Consider the following 16,495-nt stretch of genomic DNA (forward strand, 5'->3'; position numbering starts at 1 on the left):
GCCGGGACAGTGACGCGGCTGCGGCTACTCCACGATCAGTTCCTTCCCCGGCACGAAGAAGTGGAACACGATCCAGAAGGTCATGATGAAGCAGACGCCAAGGATGAGGCCGTAGGCGGCGGGCTTCAGGCGCTGGAAAGCCTGGTAGCCCGCAAAGCGCACCACCAGCATCTTCACGATCCACCCCAGGAAGATCGAGATCCAGTAACGCTCCGTCGGCCAGCCCATCCAGGCCACGTAGCCCAGAGGGTGGAACGGCCACCACACGAACCGTTGGCGCATCGAGACCAGGAAGAGCGTCGCGAGCCCCCCCAGGCCCAGCCCGACCCAGTCCTCCGCCCCCGTCTTGACCGCCCCGCGCAGACCTGACGCCAGTTGGTTCACCGTGCCCAGCCCGCTGCCTTGCGGCCACCAGCCCAGCCGGAAGACGCCGTAGTGGTAGATCACGGCGGGCACCGCGACATGGCAGACGATCAAGGTCAGCGCGACAGCCACCATCAGGAAGGCGATCGTGCGCACGCGCGGCGTCTCGATCAGTGACCCAAGCTTGAGACACTGGAAGGCCTGCGGCATGAACTGGGTCGCCGTGCCGCGGATCTGGGTCCAGCTCATCATGGTCATCAGTGTCAGGTTCAGCGGCCCGATCTGCCGCACGCCGATGAGCCGGAAGAGCATCTGGTCGAGGCGGAAGGGGCTGGAGTAGATGTACATCCCCGCCTCGCACACGACGCGCGAGGCGACCATCGAGACCAGCGGGAAGAGCCCCATGAGCAGCGCGGCCCACCCCACGGGCAGCCCCACCTGACGCGCCCACCACAGGATGAACACGAAGCCCCCGGCCAGCCCCCACAGGGCGAGGCGTTCGCCCCTCGTGGAGGCCTCCTGGCGTCCGGCGGCCTCTCTCGCCGGTGTGCGAGTGAGCCTGCCCAGGGCGTCTTCGGCCACCGCCCGCAGGTAGTGGCGCGCGGACCACAGGAGCGTCAGGGCCAGCACCAGGTAGCCGCCGGCCGTCTGCATCTCGGCGAACTGCGCATGGTTCGTGCGCAGGCCCATGCTCATGCGCAGTGCCGCCTGCCCCAGGCGCAGCAGGTAGAAGAACCACAGGCTGAAGGCCACCTCGTGCGAGAGCAGGTAGGAGATGCCGACCATCTCGGGGTACAGGTGCAGGGGCATGTAGTTGAACGCCACGAGCGAGCCGCCGCCGAAGAGGCGGCCGCTGTCCTTCTGCAGGTTCAGGTCGGGCACCGCCGGGTAGTAGCTATGGAGGCCCTTGGTCAGGAAGGGGATCATGGCCGCCGCAAAGGTCGTCCACAACAGCCAGTTGCGCAGCAGCGGGGAGGCCTCCGGCTGCCCCTGGGTCAGCTCCATCGGCACCTGAATCAGGGGGTACAGCAGCCGCTCCTGCTGCTCCCAGCGCCGCGCCAGCAGGGCCGACAGGCACAGCAGCATCCAGTACAGGGCCAGCATGAACGGCGTCCATACCAGCAGCGGCACAAGCCACGGGCGCCACGGAACCCCCCGCCCGGCCGGCAGGCCCTCGTAGGCCCAGCGAATCGCCGGCGCATCGCGGTCCTTGCCCGGCACCAGCAGGGGGCTGAGGTCGTCCAGGTAAGTCTGCGGCGGGACGATCTCGGGGATGGCGTAGTAGACGACGGCGAGGGTGTTGAGGTAGAAGTGCTGGGCGTAATCCTGGCCCGGCATGGCGGCCATGATGGCCAGGAGCATGAAGATGACCAGCAACTCACGTCGCGACAGGGCCCGTCCGGGCATGAACTTGCGCCACAGGATGTTGCCCACGATGAGCAGCAGTAGCAGCGCCATGACCCCGCGCGGCAGATAGCCGGTGCCCAGGATCTCGTAGCGCAGCATGACCGCCACGCAGCCGGCCACGGTGAAGCCGATGACCAGCAGCAGGCCGATGATGACGGCGCGGGCGCTCATCGTGGGGTAGCCTTCGGTCGGGGGCTAGTCAGCAACCTCCGTGCCCTCCACTTGAGCCATCAGGTCCTGGTCAGACACGATCTCCGGTAGCGGAGCGCACGTGCCGCACAGCAACTGCCGCCAGTTGCGAATGCACTCCCAGCAGATGACGACCGCGAGGATCATCATCATGACCGTGAGGGAGCCCTTCAGGTAGTCCGGCGTCGCCCCCAGCAGCATCTTCTGGCTGAACTGGAGGCCCGAGTCGAAGACGGTGACGGACAGGACCACAAAGGGCAGGAACGTCGTGAGCGCATAGGACTTCTTCGCCGCGTGGCGGAGAATGTACGACGTGCCCACGGCGAGGGCGACGACGGCCAGCAACTGGTTGGCGATGCCGAACATCGGCCAGATGGTGGCAACCGTGCCGCCGTGCACGAGGATGAACCAGGCGAAGCTGACCGCGAAGCTGGTCAGGATGACGCCGGGCATCCACGTCCCGGTCTTCAGCGGCGCATAGGCGCGCCCGACGACCTCTTGCAGGATGAACCGCGCCACACGCGTCCCGGTGTCAATCGTGGTCAGGATGAAGAGCGCCTCGAACATGATCGCGAAGTGGTACCAGTACGACATCATCGTGCTCATGCCCGGGAGGTTCTTGAAGATCTGCGCCATGCCCACGGCCAGCGTCACCGAGCCCCCGGTGCGCCCCACGAGCGACTTCTCCCCCACCTCCTGCGCGATGGCCCCGACCTGCCCGAGGGCTTCCGCCGTGGCGTGGTACTTGCTCGGGTCGGCGTTGATGGTGAAGTAGTGGTCCGGCAGCAGCGTGCAGGCCGCCACCAGGGCCAGCAAGCCGACGAAGCCCTCCACCAGCATCGCGCCGTACCCGATGGGCCGGATGTCCATCTCGTTGTTGATCATCTTGGGGGTTGTCCCCGAGCCGATCAGCGCGTGGAAGCCCGAGATGGCCCCGCAGGCGATGGTCAGGCACACATACGGCCACACCGGCCCGGGCACGACGGGCCCGCCACCGTGGATGAACGAGGTCGTGGCCGGAATGGCCAGGTGCGGGTTGACGATGAAGATGCCGATCGCCAGCATCGCCACCGTGCCCAGCTTCATGTAGGTGGACAGGTAGTCACGCGGGCACAGCAGCATCCACACCGGCAGCACCGCGGCGATGAAGCCGTAGATCGGCAGGGCGTACTCCAACTGCGACTTGCTGAGTGTGAACCACGAGGCGATGGCGCTGTGGGAGATGGGGTTGCCGGCCGCGACGGCCGCCAGCAGCAGCACCACCCCGATGATCGAGGTCTCGGCCACCCGTCCGGGCCGCACCTTGTAGAGCCACTGGCCCATGAGCAGCGCAATCGGGATGGAGCACGCGATGGTGAACACGCCCCACGCGCTCTCGCTCAGGGCATTGACCACGACCAGCGCCAGGCCGGCCAGGGCAACAACGATGATGAAGAGTGTGGCGAAGGCGGCGCACCAGCCGGCGGTCTTGCCCAGGTAGCGCTCGGTGATGCGGGAGATGGACTCCCCGCGATTGCGGACCGACGCGAACAGGATGATGTAGTCATGCACGGCGCCAGCAAAGATCGCCCCGATCAGGATCCAGATGGCGCCCGGCAGGTAGCCATACTGCGCCGCCAGCACGGGCCCTACCAGCGGCCCGGCCCCCGCGATGGCTGCGAAGTGGTGACCGAAGAGCACCCAGCGGTTGGTCGGGTGGTAATCCTTGCCGTCGCGCTGGGCATGGGCGGGCGGCTGGCGGGACGCGTCGAGCACCGCTACCTTCGTCGCCAGGAAGGCGCCGTAGTAGCGATAGGCCAGGGCGAAGGCGCATAGCCCCAGGAGCAGGAGATAGACTGAGGGCATGGCGGACCCTCCGTGTCAGGAATGCCGGCGAGCAACCGGCGAGATGATACAACCTGCGCCGATGCAACGGCAAGAGGGCAACCGTCTGGCAGGGGCGCCCCGGCCTGCCTGGGCTGAAGCAGACGTACGGGCGGGGGACCAGCCCCCGCCCTACAGGACGCCGCCAGCAGAAGGTCTCAACCAGCCGTCAGCGCGTCAGCTTGTAGACATGCCGCTCATACGGGCCGAAGCTGTCGCTCCATGTGCCGCCCTGGGCCTTTACGCTGCGCCCCTCGAAGACGACCTCCGCCTGCGCCGCCTCGCCTGCCAGCGTTAGCTTGCCCTCGACGGGCTCGCGGCCGGTGTTCACGGCCAGTACCCAGGTCGCGCCGCCCTCGCGGTAGCTCGCCGTCAGGACGGCCGAGGCGTCACACTGGACCGCCGCGGCCGTCTCGGCGCTGCCCAACGCCGGGGCCAGGGCCGCCATCTCCACGCACATCGCGCGCATCTCGTCCCAGCACTGCTGCGACCGCGGCACCTGCGCGAACCAGTAGATGCCCCGCGCGCCCTTGATGAGCGAGCCATAGACCATACAGGACAGCTCCCGCGGCGTCGGCTCGCGATCCATCCAGTAGGCGTAGCCCGTGCCCTGCAGCCACATCCACACCGGCTTGTGCTCGGGACGCGCCGCGGCCGCCATGGCGGCGACACCATTGATCGCGTGCAGCGGCTGGCCGTGGGGGATCGGATAGATGTCCGTGGAGTAGATGTCACCCATGTGGCCGGTGAGCTTGTTGCCCAGGTAGTTGATGAGCGCCGGGTGATCGGGGTCCAGTTCGTGCGCCAGGTTGAGACGGGCGTTCGCCTCGGCGAAGCGCTCGCCGCTTGGTTCATCGAAAACATACCAACATAGCAGAGCGGGATGGTTCTTGAGTGTGGTGATGTGACTGCGCAGCCTCTCGAGGGGGATGTTGCCATCCATCCAGGGGATGACGCGCAGGCCCAACTCGGCGGCGTGGTCGAAGTAGCTCTTCAGCTCCTCGGTGGTGATGGACGCCCGGATCTCAATGCACACATCGGGGAAGCCTGCCTGGGCGACGACATCCAGCATCTTCAGGTCGGAGATGAACTCCAGTCCCAGCGCGTGCATGAGGTAGGGCTGGCCGTTCACCAGGAAGCGCCCGGCGTTGTCTATCGTCACCTTGGTGGGCTGGACCGGCCCGGTCGTCTGGCGCCCGGCAGCGACCTCGGGGGTGCGCCGGGGCGCAGACCAGTCCACGCCCTGCTCGCGCTGGCAGAGGGCCTCGTCGCCAGGGTGCGGGTGGAAGTCGTCCGACGCCTGGCCCGTCTGTTGCAGCTGCACGTCGTCCATCCACAGCGTGCCATCACCCTCGGCGCCGATGCGCACCATGACCTGCCGTCCGGGCGCCACGCCGGCCACGGCCACGCGCCCCCACTCCTTGCCGGCCTGGCTGCGGCCGGTCTTCCCGCCCGCCGACAGCGTCACCGGCACCCCCTCGCGGTCGGCCTTCACCCAGGCTGAGAGGGTGTAGTCGCTGACTGGCTTGTCGCGCAGGCCGAACCAGGCGGAGACGGCCTGCAGCCGCGGCAGGCCCGGCTCATTGATGAGGCGGAGGCTCTGCTTGCCGCTGCGCACCACGGTCGTGTCCAGGCTGAAGTGCCGCCGCCACAGGTCCATGTCCGTCGCCCAGGGCAAGTTCCCGACGCCCCAGTGGCCGCTGCCCCAGGCGTAGGGCAGGGGACCGGGAACCTCGAAGCCGCCATTGCGCAGGTAGTTCCGGTGCACGTCGCGGGCATCGGCTCTGAAGCCCCGCAGCCGGAAGGTGATCGGCCCGGGCGCCGAGCCCCACATCGAGAACCGGAAGCGCTCGACCTTGTCCCAGCCGGTCGGTGCGTCCTCGGTGCCGAAGTCATCCAGTTCCCAGGTCGTGCGCACCCACGCGGTCGAGGCCGGCGTGCCGGCAATGCGTGCATACCAGCCGCCGGGCGTGCCGAAGTAGATGCCCAGCGTCCCGGCCCGCTCGGCGCCCTCCACACTCACCTCCACACTCACGGCCCCCACCGCCGACAGGTCCACCGGCCCCACATAGTCCCAGCACAGGCGGTCGCCGGCCGTCTTGTACTCACCCTTGAGCACCAGGCAACTGCTGCCGTCCGGTAGCTTCTCGACGGCCACCGGCGGCGAGCCGAACTGCGGCTGCCACGCTTTCTGCGCGGCGGCGGTGTCGGGGAAGCTGCAGATGTCGGGCACGTCGGTCCAGGCACACGCGGCCATGAAGCACACCAGCGAGGGCAGCAGGAGGGATTTCATGGGGACGGCTTCCCCGACCGGAGCGGCCTCACCTGCCCGGCGGGCGGCAGGTTGGCGCAGGGCAGACGCGGAAAGGCCCTTGTCACCGACCGTCACTGCCCGTCCGCCGCCACACTACTCCTCGCCGGAGGGCCGCCATCATGTCCGACCACCGTCTCCACCTGATCTGCAACGCACATCTCGACCCCGTGTGGCTGTGGGAATGGGAGGAGGGCGCGGCCGAGGCCATCTCCACCTTCCGCGTCGCCGCCGACCTGTGTGAGGAGTTCTGCGCTCGCGGGCGAGCGCCTGGCTTCGTCTTCAACCACAACGAGGCGGTGCTCTACGAGTGGGTCGAGGAGTACGAGCCGGCGCTGTTCAAGCGCATCCAGCGGCTCGTGAAGCAGGGCAAGTGGCACATCATGGGGGGCTGGTTCCTGCAGCCGGACTGCAACATGCCCAGCGGTGAGTCGTTCGTGCGGCAGGCGCTGTACGGGCGGCGGTACTTCCGGGACAAGTTCGGCGTGCGCCCCACGACCGCCCTGAACTTCGATCCCTTCGGCCACAGCGTGGGCCTGCCCCAGATCCTCGCCAAGTCGGGCTACGACTCGTATCTCTTCTGCCGGCCGGGCCAGGAGGACTGCCCGCTGCCCGCCGCGCAGTTCGAGTGGGTTGGCTGCGACGGCTCCAGCGTCCGCGCGGTGCGCATGGTCCACTATAACTCCCCCCTGGGCCAGGCCCGCCAGAAGGTCGAGAACCTCGCGCCCCAACAACCTGCGGACAAGCCCGGCCTCATCCCCTGGGGCGTCGGGGATCACGGCGGCGGGCCGTCCCACGACGACGTGCAGGCCCTGCAGGCGCTCATCCGGGAGCGCCCGGACCTGAAGATCGTGCACTCGACGCCCGAGGCCTACTTCGCCGAGCTGGCCGCCTCCGGGGCGAAGCTGCCCCGACACGACCGCGACCTGAACCCCTGGGCGGTCGGCTGTTACACCTCGCAGGTGCGCATCAAGCAACTCCACCGGCGGCTGGAGAACGACCTGTACAGCCTGGAGAAGATGGCCTCGGCGGCGTGGCTGGCCGGGCTGATGGCATACCCCGCGGAGGAGATGAGGCCGGCCCTACGCGACCTGCTGCTCTGCGAGTTCCACGACATCCTCCCCGGATCGTCCCAGCAGCAGGTCGAGGAGATGTCCCTGCGGGTGCTCAGCCACGGCCTCGAGATCGTCTCGCGCCTGAAGGCCCGCGCGTTCTTCGCGCTGGCCGCCGGGCAACCCACAGCGAGGGCCGGCGAGATCCCGATCATGGTCTACAACCCACACCCCTTCCCGGTCCGCACCACGGTCGAATGCGAGTTCCAGCTCGCTGACCAGAACTGGCAGGATGCCTTCACGCTGCCGACGGTCTACCAGGGCCGCAAAGCCCTGCCCTCTCAGCCCGAGAAGGAACTCAGCAACCTCAACCTGGACTGGCGCAAGCGCGTGGTGTTCGACGCCGTGCTGCAGCCCTCGCAGATGAACCGGTTCGACTGCAAGCTGCAGAGCCTGCCGGCCAAGCCTGCGCCGGGCGACTACCTGCAGGGCGAGGCCCTGGTCGTCAAGACAGACGACCTGGAAGTGCATGTGAGCACGCAGACCGGCCTGCTCGACTCGGTTCGCGTGGGTGGGGCGGAGGTGGTCGGACCGGGGGCGGGCGAGCCGCTGGTGATGCAGGACAACGAGGACCCGTGGGGCATGAGGGTCCACGGCTTCAACACGCTGACGGGGCGCTTCAAGCTGCTCTCCCCCGCTGCGGCGGCGCGCCTGGCCGGGGTCCACGCCAAGTCCCTCGCGCCCGTGCGTGTCGTCGAGGACGGCGCCGTGCGCGTGGTCATCGAGGCGCTCTTGGGCTACCGCAACTCGTTCATCTGCCAGCGCTACAAGATCCCGAAGGCCGGGACCGAGGTGGAGATCGAGACGCGGGTGCAGTGGGCGGAGAAGGACCAGATGGTGAAGCTGCAGGTCCCCTGTCGCGTGGGTGGGCGCCGGGACGCGCCCACACCTGCGGGTTCGGGGACGCACCCGCCCGCGCGGTTCGTCGGCCAGACGGCCTTCGGGGCCTATGCTCTGCCCGACAGCGGCGATGAGGCCGTGTCCCAGAAGTGGGTTGCCGTTGTCGGCGACGAGCAGGCCCTGACCTGCATCAACGACGGCACCTACGGCTCCAGCTATGCCGACGGCCTGCTGCGCCTGACGCTGTTGCGTTCCGCGGCCTACTCGGGCCACCCCATCGGCGACCGGGAGATCGTGCCTCAGGACCGCTTCACCCCGCGCCTCGACCAGGGCGAGCGCCTGTTCCGGTTCTGGCTCAACGCCGGGCCGACACAGGAACGCCTGGCCGCCGTGGACCGCGAAGCGCTCGTCCACAACGAGCGCCCCATGGCGCTCTCGTTCTTCCCGTCGGGGGCGGGAGACAAGCCCGGCCCGTGTGCGCTGCTGAGCGACGAGGCTGTCCAGGTGACGGCCCTGAAGCGGTCCGAGGATGGCCGGCGCCTCATCGTCCGCCTGTTCGAGCCTACGGGGCAGAAGCGGACGACGACGCTGAGCCTTCCGGCCCTGGGCCTCAAAGCGAGGCTGCGCTTCACCCCCTTCGAGGCGAAGACGCTGGCGGTGGACCCGAAGTCGGGCTTCTTCAGCTCAGTGAACCTCATGGAGGAGGAGCCGTGAGGGTTGCCTACCCGCAGTACACGCCGCGTGTCACGCCGGAGATGATGGCCGAAGTGCGGCAGACGGCCACGCGGCTACTCGCCGAGGTCGGCTTCGTCGTCGAGCACGAACGCTTCCTGGACCATCTCCGGGGGCGCCCTGGCCTGAGATTCGGCGGCCAGCGCGTGTACTTCGACCCGGCGCTGAGCAATGAGTACCTGGACCGCCACGTGGCCGACCTGCGCCGGTCACTACTGGCAGGGGACAGGGCTGCCGGGGCGGCCACACAGGGGGAGGAGCTCGCCCTGGCTGCGTCCGGCTCCACGCGGCAGGACTGGACCCTCGCCATCGCCGGCTACTCCATGGCCCTGCTCGACCCCCGCACCGACGAGGTGCGGGAAGCCACGTGCGACGACCTGCGGGACTGCATCAAGCTAGCCCGCTCCTTCGGCATCGGGGGCATGTACCCGCTCATGCCACAGGATGTGCCGCCGCTGCTGCGCACGCTCGCGTGCTTCCGCGTCTGCTGGGAGAGTGCCGACAACATCGAGCCCTATGACTACCAGCAGCCCGAGCAGGTCCCGTTCCTGCTGGACATGCACCGCCTGATGGGCAAGCCGATGGACATCACCTTCACGGTGCCCACGGCGATGACCCTGGACGCGCGCGACCTCGATATCTTCCTGTCAGTGTATCCCTTGTGGAATGGTACGCCCGACACTCCTGTCGGGCGCGGGGCGCCCGAGCGCCCGACAGGAGTATCGGGCGTACCATTCAACTGGCGCATCCTCGACTACGGCATGCTCGGTATCACGAAGCCTTGCAGCGCCCTCGGCTGCGCCACCATGCAACTGGCCGAGTCGCTGGCGGTGCACATGCTGCTGAAGCTGTTTGATGACACCGTCGAGGCGCCGCTGATCATGACCGCCGGGCAGCCCACCGACTTGCGCCATGTCTGCTGGGCTTTCGGCTCGCCGCGGCGGCATGTCTTCTCGCACGTGAACTCCTGGCTGGCCCCGGCGCTGTGCGGCCTGGAGCCCGAGGAGTATGTCGTGGCGGGGGTGCTTCTGGAGACGGCTTCAGCGGCCACCGACGAGCAGGCGGCGCTCGAGAAGATGGCGTCGGGGCTGCTCGGGGCCCTGCAGGGCGCGCGACACTTCGGCTATGCGGGTGTGCTGTGCGTGGATGACCTCTTCAGCCCGACGCAGTTCGTCATTGACGTGGAGATGGTCGCCTACCTCCGGGAGCTGATTGAGGCCTTCGACCCCCCTCCCGACCTCCTCGCCCTCGACGGCCTGTACGACGAGTGCCGCGAGGTCGGTCTGGGCCTGGATACGTTCCTGTCACATCCCCACACCGCGCGCCGCTGCCGCAATGTCATGCCCTCCTCCGACCGCCTCGTGCGCGAGAAGCTGCGTTCGTGCCTGGCACACCACCGGACACTAAAGGACCGAGCGCGAGACGAGGCGCTGGAGAGGATCGCGGCGTGTCCGGAGTTCGTGCTCGATGAAGCGAGGCGGGAAGGCCTGGCGAGGATCTACGCCGAGGCGGAGAAGGCGCTCGGAGGGGCCGGCTACTAGCCGGCCCGCCGTCATGGGCCTGCGCTGCTCGGTGACACACGCTGTCAACGCCGGGCCGGCTGATAGCCGGCCCCTCCAGCGGCACACCCCCGCTACTCCCGCACGATCCACAGATCGCGGAAGTTCGCCGTACAGTCTGCTGTGCCGATCCCCAGCCGTCCCGGTCCCAGTGGCTGCGGATCGGTCCAGTCGAGCGCCTGGCGCCCGTTGATCGTGAGCGTCAGTTGCGCGCCCTTGCGTTGCACGACCAGGTGCAGATCGCGCGGGCTGTTGCAGTGGCCGCCCATGCGCACCGCAAACGCCGGATCGCGCGTCTCCGCCACGACCTGTCCCAGGCGCAGCAGTCGCGTCACCGTGCCCCCCTCCCCGGCGATCAGGAAGCGATACCCGCCGTCGAGTTCGGCTTGCTCCGCGTTCATCACCAGGCTGATGTCGTGGCACGGGAAGTGCTTGTGCTCGCGGTCCTCGTAGCCCTCGGAATACTCGCTCACCCAGACATCGAGTTGCCGCACGTTCAGCCGGGGCTGCACGTGGCAGGCCAGGGCCTGCGGCTGGCCTTTGGCCGTGTACCAGTAGTCCCAGGCGATGCAGGCCATGCCGGTGTGGGTGCCCCATTCACCGCTCACCGGCTGCCAGTCGGTCTCCTCGGACTTGAAGGCATAGACGGAGGCGCGCCGGTGCGCCAGTGTCACCTGTCGCGCCGACCACCCGGCGCCGGTGGCATAGGCCGCGCAGAGGCTGCCCGGCAACGGCTGCGGATCGTCGAACACCAGGGGTGTGCCGTCCGCCAGCGCCACGATGAAGCGCCCGTCGCGCCACAGGCGGAGCGTGGCCGGCGGCTTGGGGAGGGGCTTCTCGGTCACAGCCTTCTCGGCGCGGAAGAGTCTCAGGGCCTTGCCGTCGGTCTCCGCCCGGTAGCCGCTGCCCAGCGTGTAACCGTGGCTGTCGCAGGCGATGGCGACCCCGCCGCTGCCGCCGGGGTGGAGCTGCAGCCCCTCCACGGTCATGACAGCGTCGCCCGGACATGGCGAGTAGTACCAGAGGCTGGCGGGCTGCTGCCCGTAGGCCCTGGCGCTGAGCAGACGGTTGTCGGTGGGCCCGGCGCCGGTCCAGGTGCCACCGTTGGGCCGCCACACATAGCCCAGCACGAAGCGGCTCGTGTCGCTGTTCTCACCGGGCATGGGCGTGGGGACGCCGGTGACGGTGGAGATGACCGTGGGTGTCTCCTCGTCGCCGGAGGCCTCGGCGGAGCTGAAGCGCGCTTCGCCGTCGGTGAAGACGCCGCACGCGCCGCCGCGGTAGGTGAAGTCATAGCACGACAACCACCCGCCGGGGGTGGCGGCAGACAGGCGCCCGGCGAGGTGTGAGAGCGTCAGCCGGCCGGGACGGCCCTTGCCGGCGGCACTGGCGAGCGTTACGGCCTTGCCGTCGGTCACTCGCTCCAGCGCACAGCCGGTGGGGCCCATGCTTAGGCGGTAGCCGCTGTCGTTGCGCCAGTTGAGCAGCAGGCCGCTCGGCCCCCTGGCAGAGCGCAAGTCCACCCGCAACGCGTTGGCGTCGGCAGCCTTCAGCCACAGGCACGGACTGAAGGCCTGGGCCCGTCCGTTCAGGTAGCCGCAGTCGGTGTCCCATGCCCCCTGTGCGCCGCTCCAGTCGCCTCTGCGGGTGCTGTCGGCCTCGCGACACCACCGGGCCGGGCGCACGTCGAAGTCGTCAAAGCGCACCTCGCCCTTGCCCTCGGCCAGCAGCCCCACCTTGCCCCCGGCGCAGGGGATGCTGCTGTCGCCCAAGCGTGTTCCGTCCACGCTGCAGCGGATCGCCCCATCATCCACCTGGAGCGCCAGCTCGTGCCAGTTGCCCAGGCGCCAGGCGAAGGGCGGCGCCGGCAGTGCCGTCGTCTTCGGCTTCCCCTGCGACACGGTCGTCAGCTCGGCGATTCCCTGCTCGCCGCTGCCCGGACGCACAGAGAAGACGCAGTAGTTGTTCGCGTCCTGGGCGTAGAAGACCAACCCGGCGCGCACGCCTGGCACGGCCAGGACGGCGGTGCGCACGCGGTAGTGCTCCCAGAAGTCCTGCCCGGTCAGCGATAGCGCCTGCCCGTTAGGTGTCACCTGGTACCACGAGGCGGCGATGGGGCGGTTCTCAAGGGCCTTCAGGGGGTCGCGGTAGGTGCCGATACTCCACTGGCCGCTGACGGGCTCCCATACCGACTCGCCGCCCTCGGGGTCAAAGAACTCGTCATGGAAGGCGGCCGGCTCGACGGGCTGGACGTGCAACTCGGGCCCGCTCGCCCCGGGCGCCAGCATCACGGCCCCGGCAATGGTGCGATCCACGTACGTGCGCAGGAGCACGCGCCCCGCCGTCTCGATCTCCACCAGCGACTGCCGCCGTCGCACACGCACGGTCCCGCTCACAGCGCCGGTGACGGCCGCGAGCTGCCCCTTCCCCCGCTTCGAGACGGCGTTGAGCGTGGCGCCCTTGCCGGTGCAGCCGAGCGCCAGCCCGGCGCCATTCTGCCAGTCGAGCAGCACCTGCACCGCGCCCGCCTTCGGCATGGAGAAGGTGACATCATAGGGGCCATCCACAGGGGTGGACTCGCCGCCAGCCCATAGGCGGGGGGCGACGAGCAGGCAGCACGCAGCAAGCGCGATCCGCAAGGCGAGGTCCTCCGGGGCGAAGTCAGGAGTATGTTGCCTGGGGCGGGTGGTGGTTCCTTCCGTCCATGGCCCTGTAGCCCTCGGCTACGCCGGGGGAGGGGGCCGGGCCCCTCGGGGCGAATACGGCCGTGCATCTCCCAGCGAAAGGAACTCCCCCGATGCCTGACCACAACCACGACCCCCTGGCCTGGTGGCGCGAGGCCCGCTTCGGCCTCTTCATCCACTGGGGTATCTACTCGGTGCCCGCCGGCTTCTGGAAAGGCCAGCCCATCCCCAGCCTCGGCGAGTGGATCATGCACAACGCCAAGATCCCCCTGGAGGAGTACGCGCCGCTGGCCCAGCAGTTCAACCCGATCAAGTTCAATGCCGAGGAATGGGTCTCGGTCGCCGCCAAGGCGGGGATGAAGTACCTGGTCATCACCGCCAAGCACCACGATGGCTTCGCGATGTTCCACTCGCCCAGCAACCCGTACAACATCGTGGATGCCACGCCGTACGGCCATGACGTGATGAAGGACCTGGCCGAGGCCTGCGCGCGCCACGGGCTGCGGATGTGCTTCTACTACTCGCAGGACCAGGACTGGGTCGCAGAGGGCGCGTCGGGCCACTGGGAGGAAGTCCAGGACAAGGGCTGGCACGGCCACAAGCCCGACCCGGAGAGATTCGCCGCGTACCTGGAGAGCAAGGTGAAGCCCCAACTGCGCGAGCTGCTGACCCAGTACGGCCCTATCGGCCTGATCTGGTTCGACACGCCCGTGGCCATCACCAAAGAGCAGAGCCAGATGCTCAAGGAGTACGTCCACAGCCTGCAGCCGGACTGCCTGGTCAGCGGCCGCGTCGGCCACGAGCTGGGCGACTACGGCAGCCTGGGCGACAACATGATCCCGGCCGGGCCGGTCGTGGGCGACTGGGAGACCCCGGCCACCCTCAACGACACCTGGGGCTTCAAGAGCGACGACCACAACTGGAAGTCGGTCCAGGACCTGCTGATCCTGCTGGTGGACCTGACCAGCAAGGGCGTCAACTACCTGCTGAATGTCGGCCCGACCAGCGAGGGCCTCATCCCCCGGCCGAGCATTGACCTGCTGCTGGCCATCGGCCAGTGGATGGACGTGAACAGCGAGGCCATCTACGGCACGCAGCCCAACCCGTGGCCGTTTGAGTTCCGCTGGGGCAGAGTCACAGCCAAACAGAACAAGCTCTTCCTACTGTTCTACGAGTGGCCAGCGATGGTTCTGGGGCGTGTGCACGAAGACTCGAACCGCCCCGGCGGCTGGGCTGGCCAGCACGAGCTTGTGGGGCTGCGTAGCCGTGTCAAGCGGGCCTATCTGCTGGCGGATCCGGGGAACGCCCTACCGTTCATACAGGATGGCGATCACGTGACGATATCGCTCCCTGGTGTGGCTCCTGATCCGTTGGTGTCGGTCGTGGCGCTGGACTTCGTCGGTGACCTGGACGTGGACACGAGCATCTACCAGCAGGCCGACGGGACGGTGACGCTGCCGGGCTACCTGGCCGACATGCTCAAGGGCCCGGACAGCGGCATGGCCCTGAGCCGCAACGGGATGGTCAGCGGCTGGAGGGACACCGCGAGCAAGCTGCAGTGGCAGTTCAAGCTGCTGGCGCCGGGAACGTTCACCGTGAGGGTCGTTCTGGGCTCACCGTACCATCGCCGCCCGCCGGACGGGGGCCACGTGCTGCGGCTGACGGCCGGCGAGGCCACAGTGTCCGGCGCCGTCACCTGTGACGAGCAGGTCCAGAGCCCGCGCGCCCAGTACCTCCCGGAGTACGCCGGTACGCTGGGGCAGATCACGCTGGACACCCCCGGCACGGTCACCGTCGCCCTGGAGGCCGAGCAGATCGCCGGCGAGGCCGGCATCACCCTGGCGGCGGTGCAACTGGTCCCGGCATGAGCGACAGGATGACCTGCTATCTGAGCCTGGGCTCGAACCTGGGGGATCGTGCGCGCGCCCTGGCGCAGGCCCTCGCCCTGCTCGACGCCCACCCGGACATCCATGTGCGTCAGGTGTCCCCCGTCTACGAGACGAAGGCCGTGGCCGACGAGCCCCAGCCGGACTATCTCAACCTGGCGGTGGCCGTGGAGACGAACCTGGAACCCCCGGCGTTGCTCGCCGTCATGCATGACATTGAGCGTCGTCTGGGTCGCACGCGACCCTACCAGAACGCGCCGCGCACCGTTGATCTCGACCTGCTCGTGTGCGCCACAGAAGTTGCGCCGGGTGGTATAATGTGCGCGACGGCGGAGCTGACGCTGCCGCATCCGCGGATGCTGGAGCGCCAGTTCGTGCTGCAGCCGCTGGCCGACCTGAACCCGGACCTGCAGGTCGGCGGCGCGCCCCCCGTGGGCGAGCTGGTGGACCGCGACGATCCTGACGTGCGGCGGCTGGGCGAGCTGTCTGAGTTGATCGGCGAGGCCCGATAGGCGGGAACCCTCATGTTCGGCAGCCTGAGATTGGTCGAGAGAGTACACCTCTTCCGTGAGTTGGCGACCCTCGTCAATGCGGGGATGTCGCTGGGCATGGCGCTGTCGTCGCTCGAGGAGCGGGGCGGCTCGCCGGAGCTGCGGGTGGCGCTGCGCGACGCGGCGCGGAGCGTGTCCTCCGGCAAGCGTTTCTCCGAGGTGATGGCCCGCCATCCAAAGGTCTTCTCGGAACTCAACGTCGCGCTGATCGCTGCCGGCGAGGAGGGCGGGCACCTGGATGAGATGCTCACTCTGTCGGCCGACTACCTCGAGCGCGACCTGGAGTTCCAGCAGACGCTGGCGCGGGAGACGCTCTACCCCAAGCTGCTGCTGGTCGCGGTGGTGCTGATCCCGCTGGCCACGCGCATGATCATCGCCGGGCTGACGCTGAGCCTGGGGCAGGCGCTGCTGGTGGGCATCAAGTTCGCTGCGGTGGTGGGGCTGTTCGTCCTGTTGCCGCTCGGCGTGCTCTACATGGTCTACCGTCGCTACTACCACTCGACGGCCCAGGGCCGGCGGACGATAGACGACCTGAAACTCCGCGTGCCCATCTGGGGCGCGGTGTCGGCGAAGCTGGCGTGGGCCCGCCTGTGCCGGGCTCTGTCAGCCCTGTACGGGGCGGGGGTCAACATCCGCTCCGCCGTGGGCATTGCCTCGAACACCGCCGCCAACCGGGCGATCGAGGAGGCCCTGACCGGGACGGTGCCCGCGCTGGAGCGCGGCGAGAAGCTGAGCGATGCCCTGGCCAAGACAGGGCAGATCCCGCCGCTGGCCTTGAGCATGCTGCGGACGGGCGAACAGACGGGACAGATCGACTCGACCATGGCCAAGGTCGCCGACTACTTCGAGGCCGAGGCCTTCACGACGGTGCGTAAGGGCATGACGGCGATCGTGCCCCTGGCGGTCATCTTCTTCGGGGTGGTCGTGTTCATGATGGCTGCTCAGGCCTATGCCGGCTATTTCAGCGGCCTGCTCAATCAGTAACAGCGGGGCCAGGA

The 16,495-nt window shown here is 68.5% G+C and carries 9 protein-coding genes; 5 read left to right on the plus strand and 4 right to left on the minus strand.

Annotated features, from left to right (window positions below; translation table 11 throughout):
- Positions 1–24 precede the first annotated feature (24 nt).
- From LLH23_18400 to LLH23_18410, 3 genes are all read right to left on the minus strand, one after another.
- On the minus strand, positions 25–1,941 hold the full coding sequence (locus tag LLH23_18400; GenBank protein ID MCE5240435.1) for a hypothetical protein: 1,917 nt from the start codon (positions 1,939–1,941) through the stop codon (positions 25–27).
- 24 nt (positions 1,942–1,965) lie between these two features.
- The gene (locus LLH23_18405) at positions 1,966–3,804 is read right to left on the minus strand and encodes a carbon starvation protein A (protein ID MCE5240436.1); all 1,839 of its coding nucleotides are present in this window, start codon (positions 3,802–3,804) and stop codon (positions 1,966–1,968) included.
- 187 nt (positions 3,805–3,991) lie between these two features.
- Entirely contained in the window at positions 3,992–6,115 is a 2,124-nt protein-coding gene (locus LLH23_18410; protein ID MCE5240437.1) for a hypothetical protein, read from the minus strand.
- A gap of 140 nt (positions 6,116–6,255) precedes the next feature.
- On the opposite strand from LLH23_18410, the gene LLH23_18415 reads away from it, so the two are divergent.
- Together LLH23_18415 and LLH23_18420 are read left to right on the plus strand one after the other, a co-directional pair.
- Complete coding sequence (locus LLH23_18415; GenBank protein MCE5240438.1) at positions 6,256–8,799, plus strand: glycosyl hydrolase-related protein; 2,544 nt, start codon at positions 6,256–6,258, stop codon at positions 8,797–8,799.
- Positions 8,796–10,358: a trimethylamine methyltransferase family protein gene (locus LLH23_18420; protein ID MCE5240439.1), complete on the plus strand. Its 1,563-nt coding sequence runs from the start codon at positions 8,796–8,798 to the stop codon at positions 10,356–10,358. Before LLH23_18415 ends, LLH23_18420 begins: the two co-directional genes overlap by 4 nt.
- 92 nt (positions 10,359–10,450) lie before the next feature.
- On the opposite strand, the gene LLH23_18425 is transcribed toward LLH23_18420, so the two are convergent.
- Positions 10,451–13,015, minus strand: coding sequence for a hypothetical protein (locus tag LLH23_18425; protein MCE5240440.1), 2,565 nt, complete (start codon positions 13,013–13,015; stop codon positions 10,451–10,453).
- Between the two features lie 158 nt (positions 13,016–13,173).
- On the opposite strand from LLH23_18425, the gene LLH23_18430 reads away from it, so the two are divergent.
- From LLH23_18430 to LLH23_18440, 3 genes are read left to right on the plus strand one after another with little or no spacing between them, the layout of a single operon-like run.
- Entirely contained in the window at positions 13,174–14,928 is a 1,755-nt protein-coding gene (locus LLH23_18430; protein ID MCE5240441.1) for an alpha-L-fucosidase, read from the plus strand.
- Positions 14,929–14,936: 8 nt separating this feature from the next.
- Complete coding sequence (gene folK, locus LLH23_18435; protein MCE5240442.1) at positions 14,937–15,458, plus strand: 2-amino-4-hydroxy-6-hydroxymethyldihydropteridine diphosphokinase; 522 nt, start codon at positions 14,937–14,939, stop codon at positions 15,456–15,458.
- Positions 15,459–15,470: 12 nt separating this feature from the next.
- On the plus strand, positions 15,471–16,481 hold the full coding sequence (locus tag LLH23_18440) for a type II secretion system F family protein (protein ID MCE5240443.1): 1,011 nt from the start codon (positions 15,471–15,473) through the stop codon (positions 16,479–16,481).
- The last annotated feature ends 14 nt before the right edge of the window (positions 16,482–16,495 follow it).

It is taken from the genome of bacterium, from assembly GCA_021372615.1.
Classification (GTDB): Bacteria; Armatimonadota; Zipacnadia; order Zipacnadales; family UBA11051; genus JAJFUB01.

Coding starts and splice junctions, on each gene's coding strand:
- LLH23_18405 (MCE5240436.1), bottom strand. CDS start 3,804: ATGCCCTCAGTCTATCTCCTGCTCCTGGGGCTATGCGCCTTCGCCCTG.
- folK (MCE5240442.1), top strand. CDS start 14,937: ATGACCTGCTATCTGAGCCTGGGCTCGAACCTGGGGGATCGTGCGCGC.
- LLH23_18400 (MCE5240435.1), bottom strand. CDS start 1,941: ATGAGCGCCCGCGCCGTCATCATCGGCCTGCTGCTGGTCATCGGCTTC.
- LLH23_18430 (MCE5240441.1), top strand. CDS start 13,174: ATGCCTGACCACAACCACGACCCCCTGGCCTGGTGGCGCGAGGCCCGC.
- LLH23_18415 (MCE5240438.1), top strand. CDS start 6,256: ATGTCCGACCACCGTCTCCACCTGATCTGCAACGCACATCTCGACCCC.
- LLH23_18410 (MCE5240437.1), bottom strand. CDS start 6,115: ATGAAATCCCTCCTGCTGCCCTCGCTGGTGTGCTTCATGGCCGCGTGT.
- LLH23_18440 (MCE5240443.1), top strand. CDS start 15,471: ATGTTCGGCAGCCTGAGATTGGTCGAGAGAGTACACCTCTTCCGTGAG.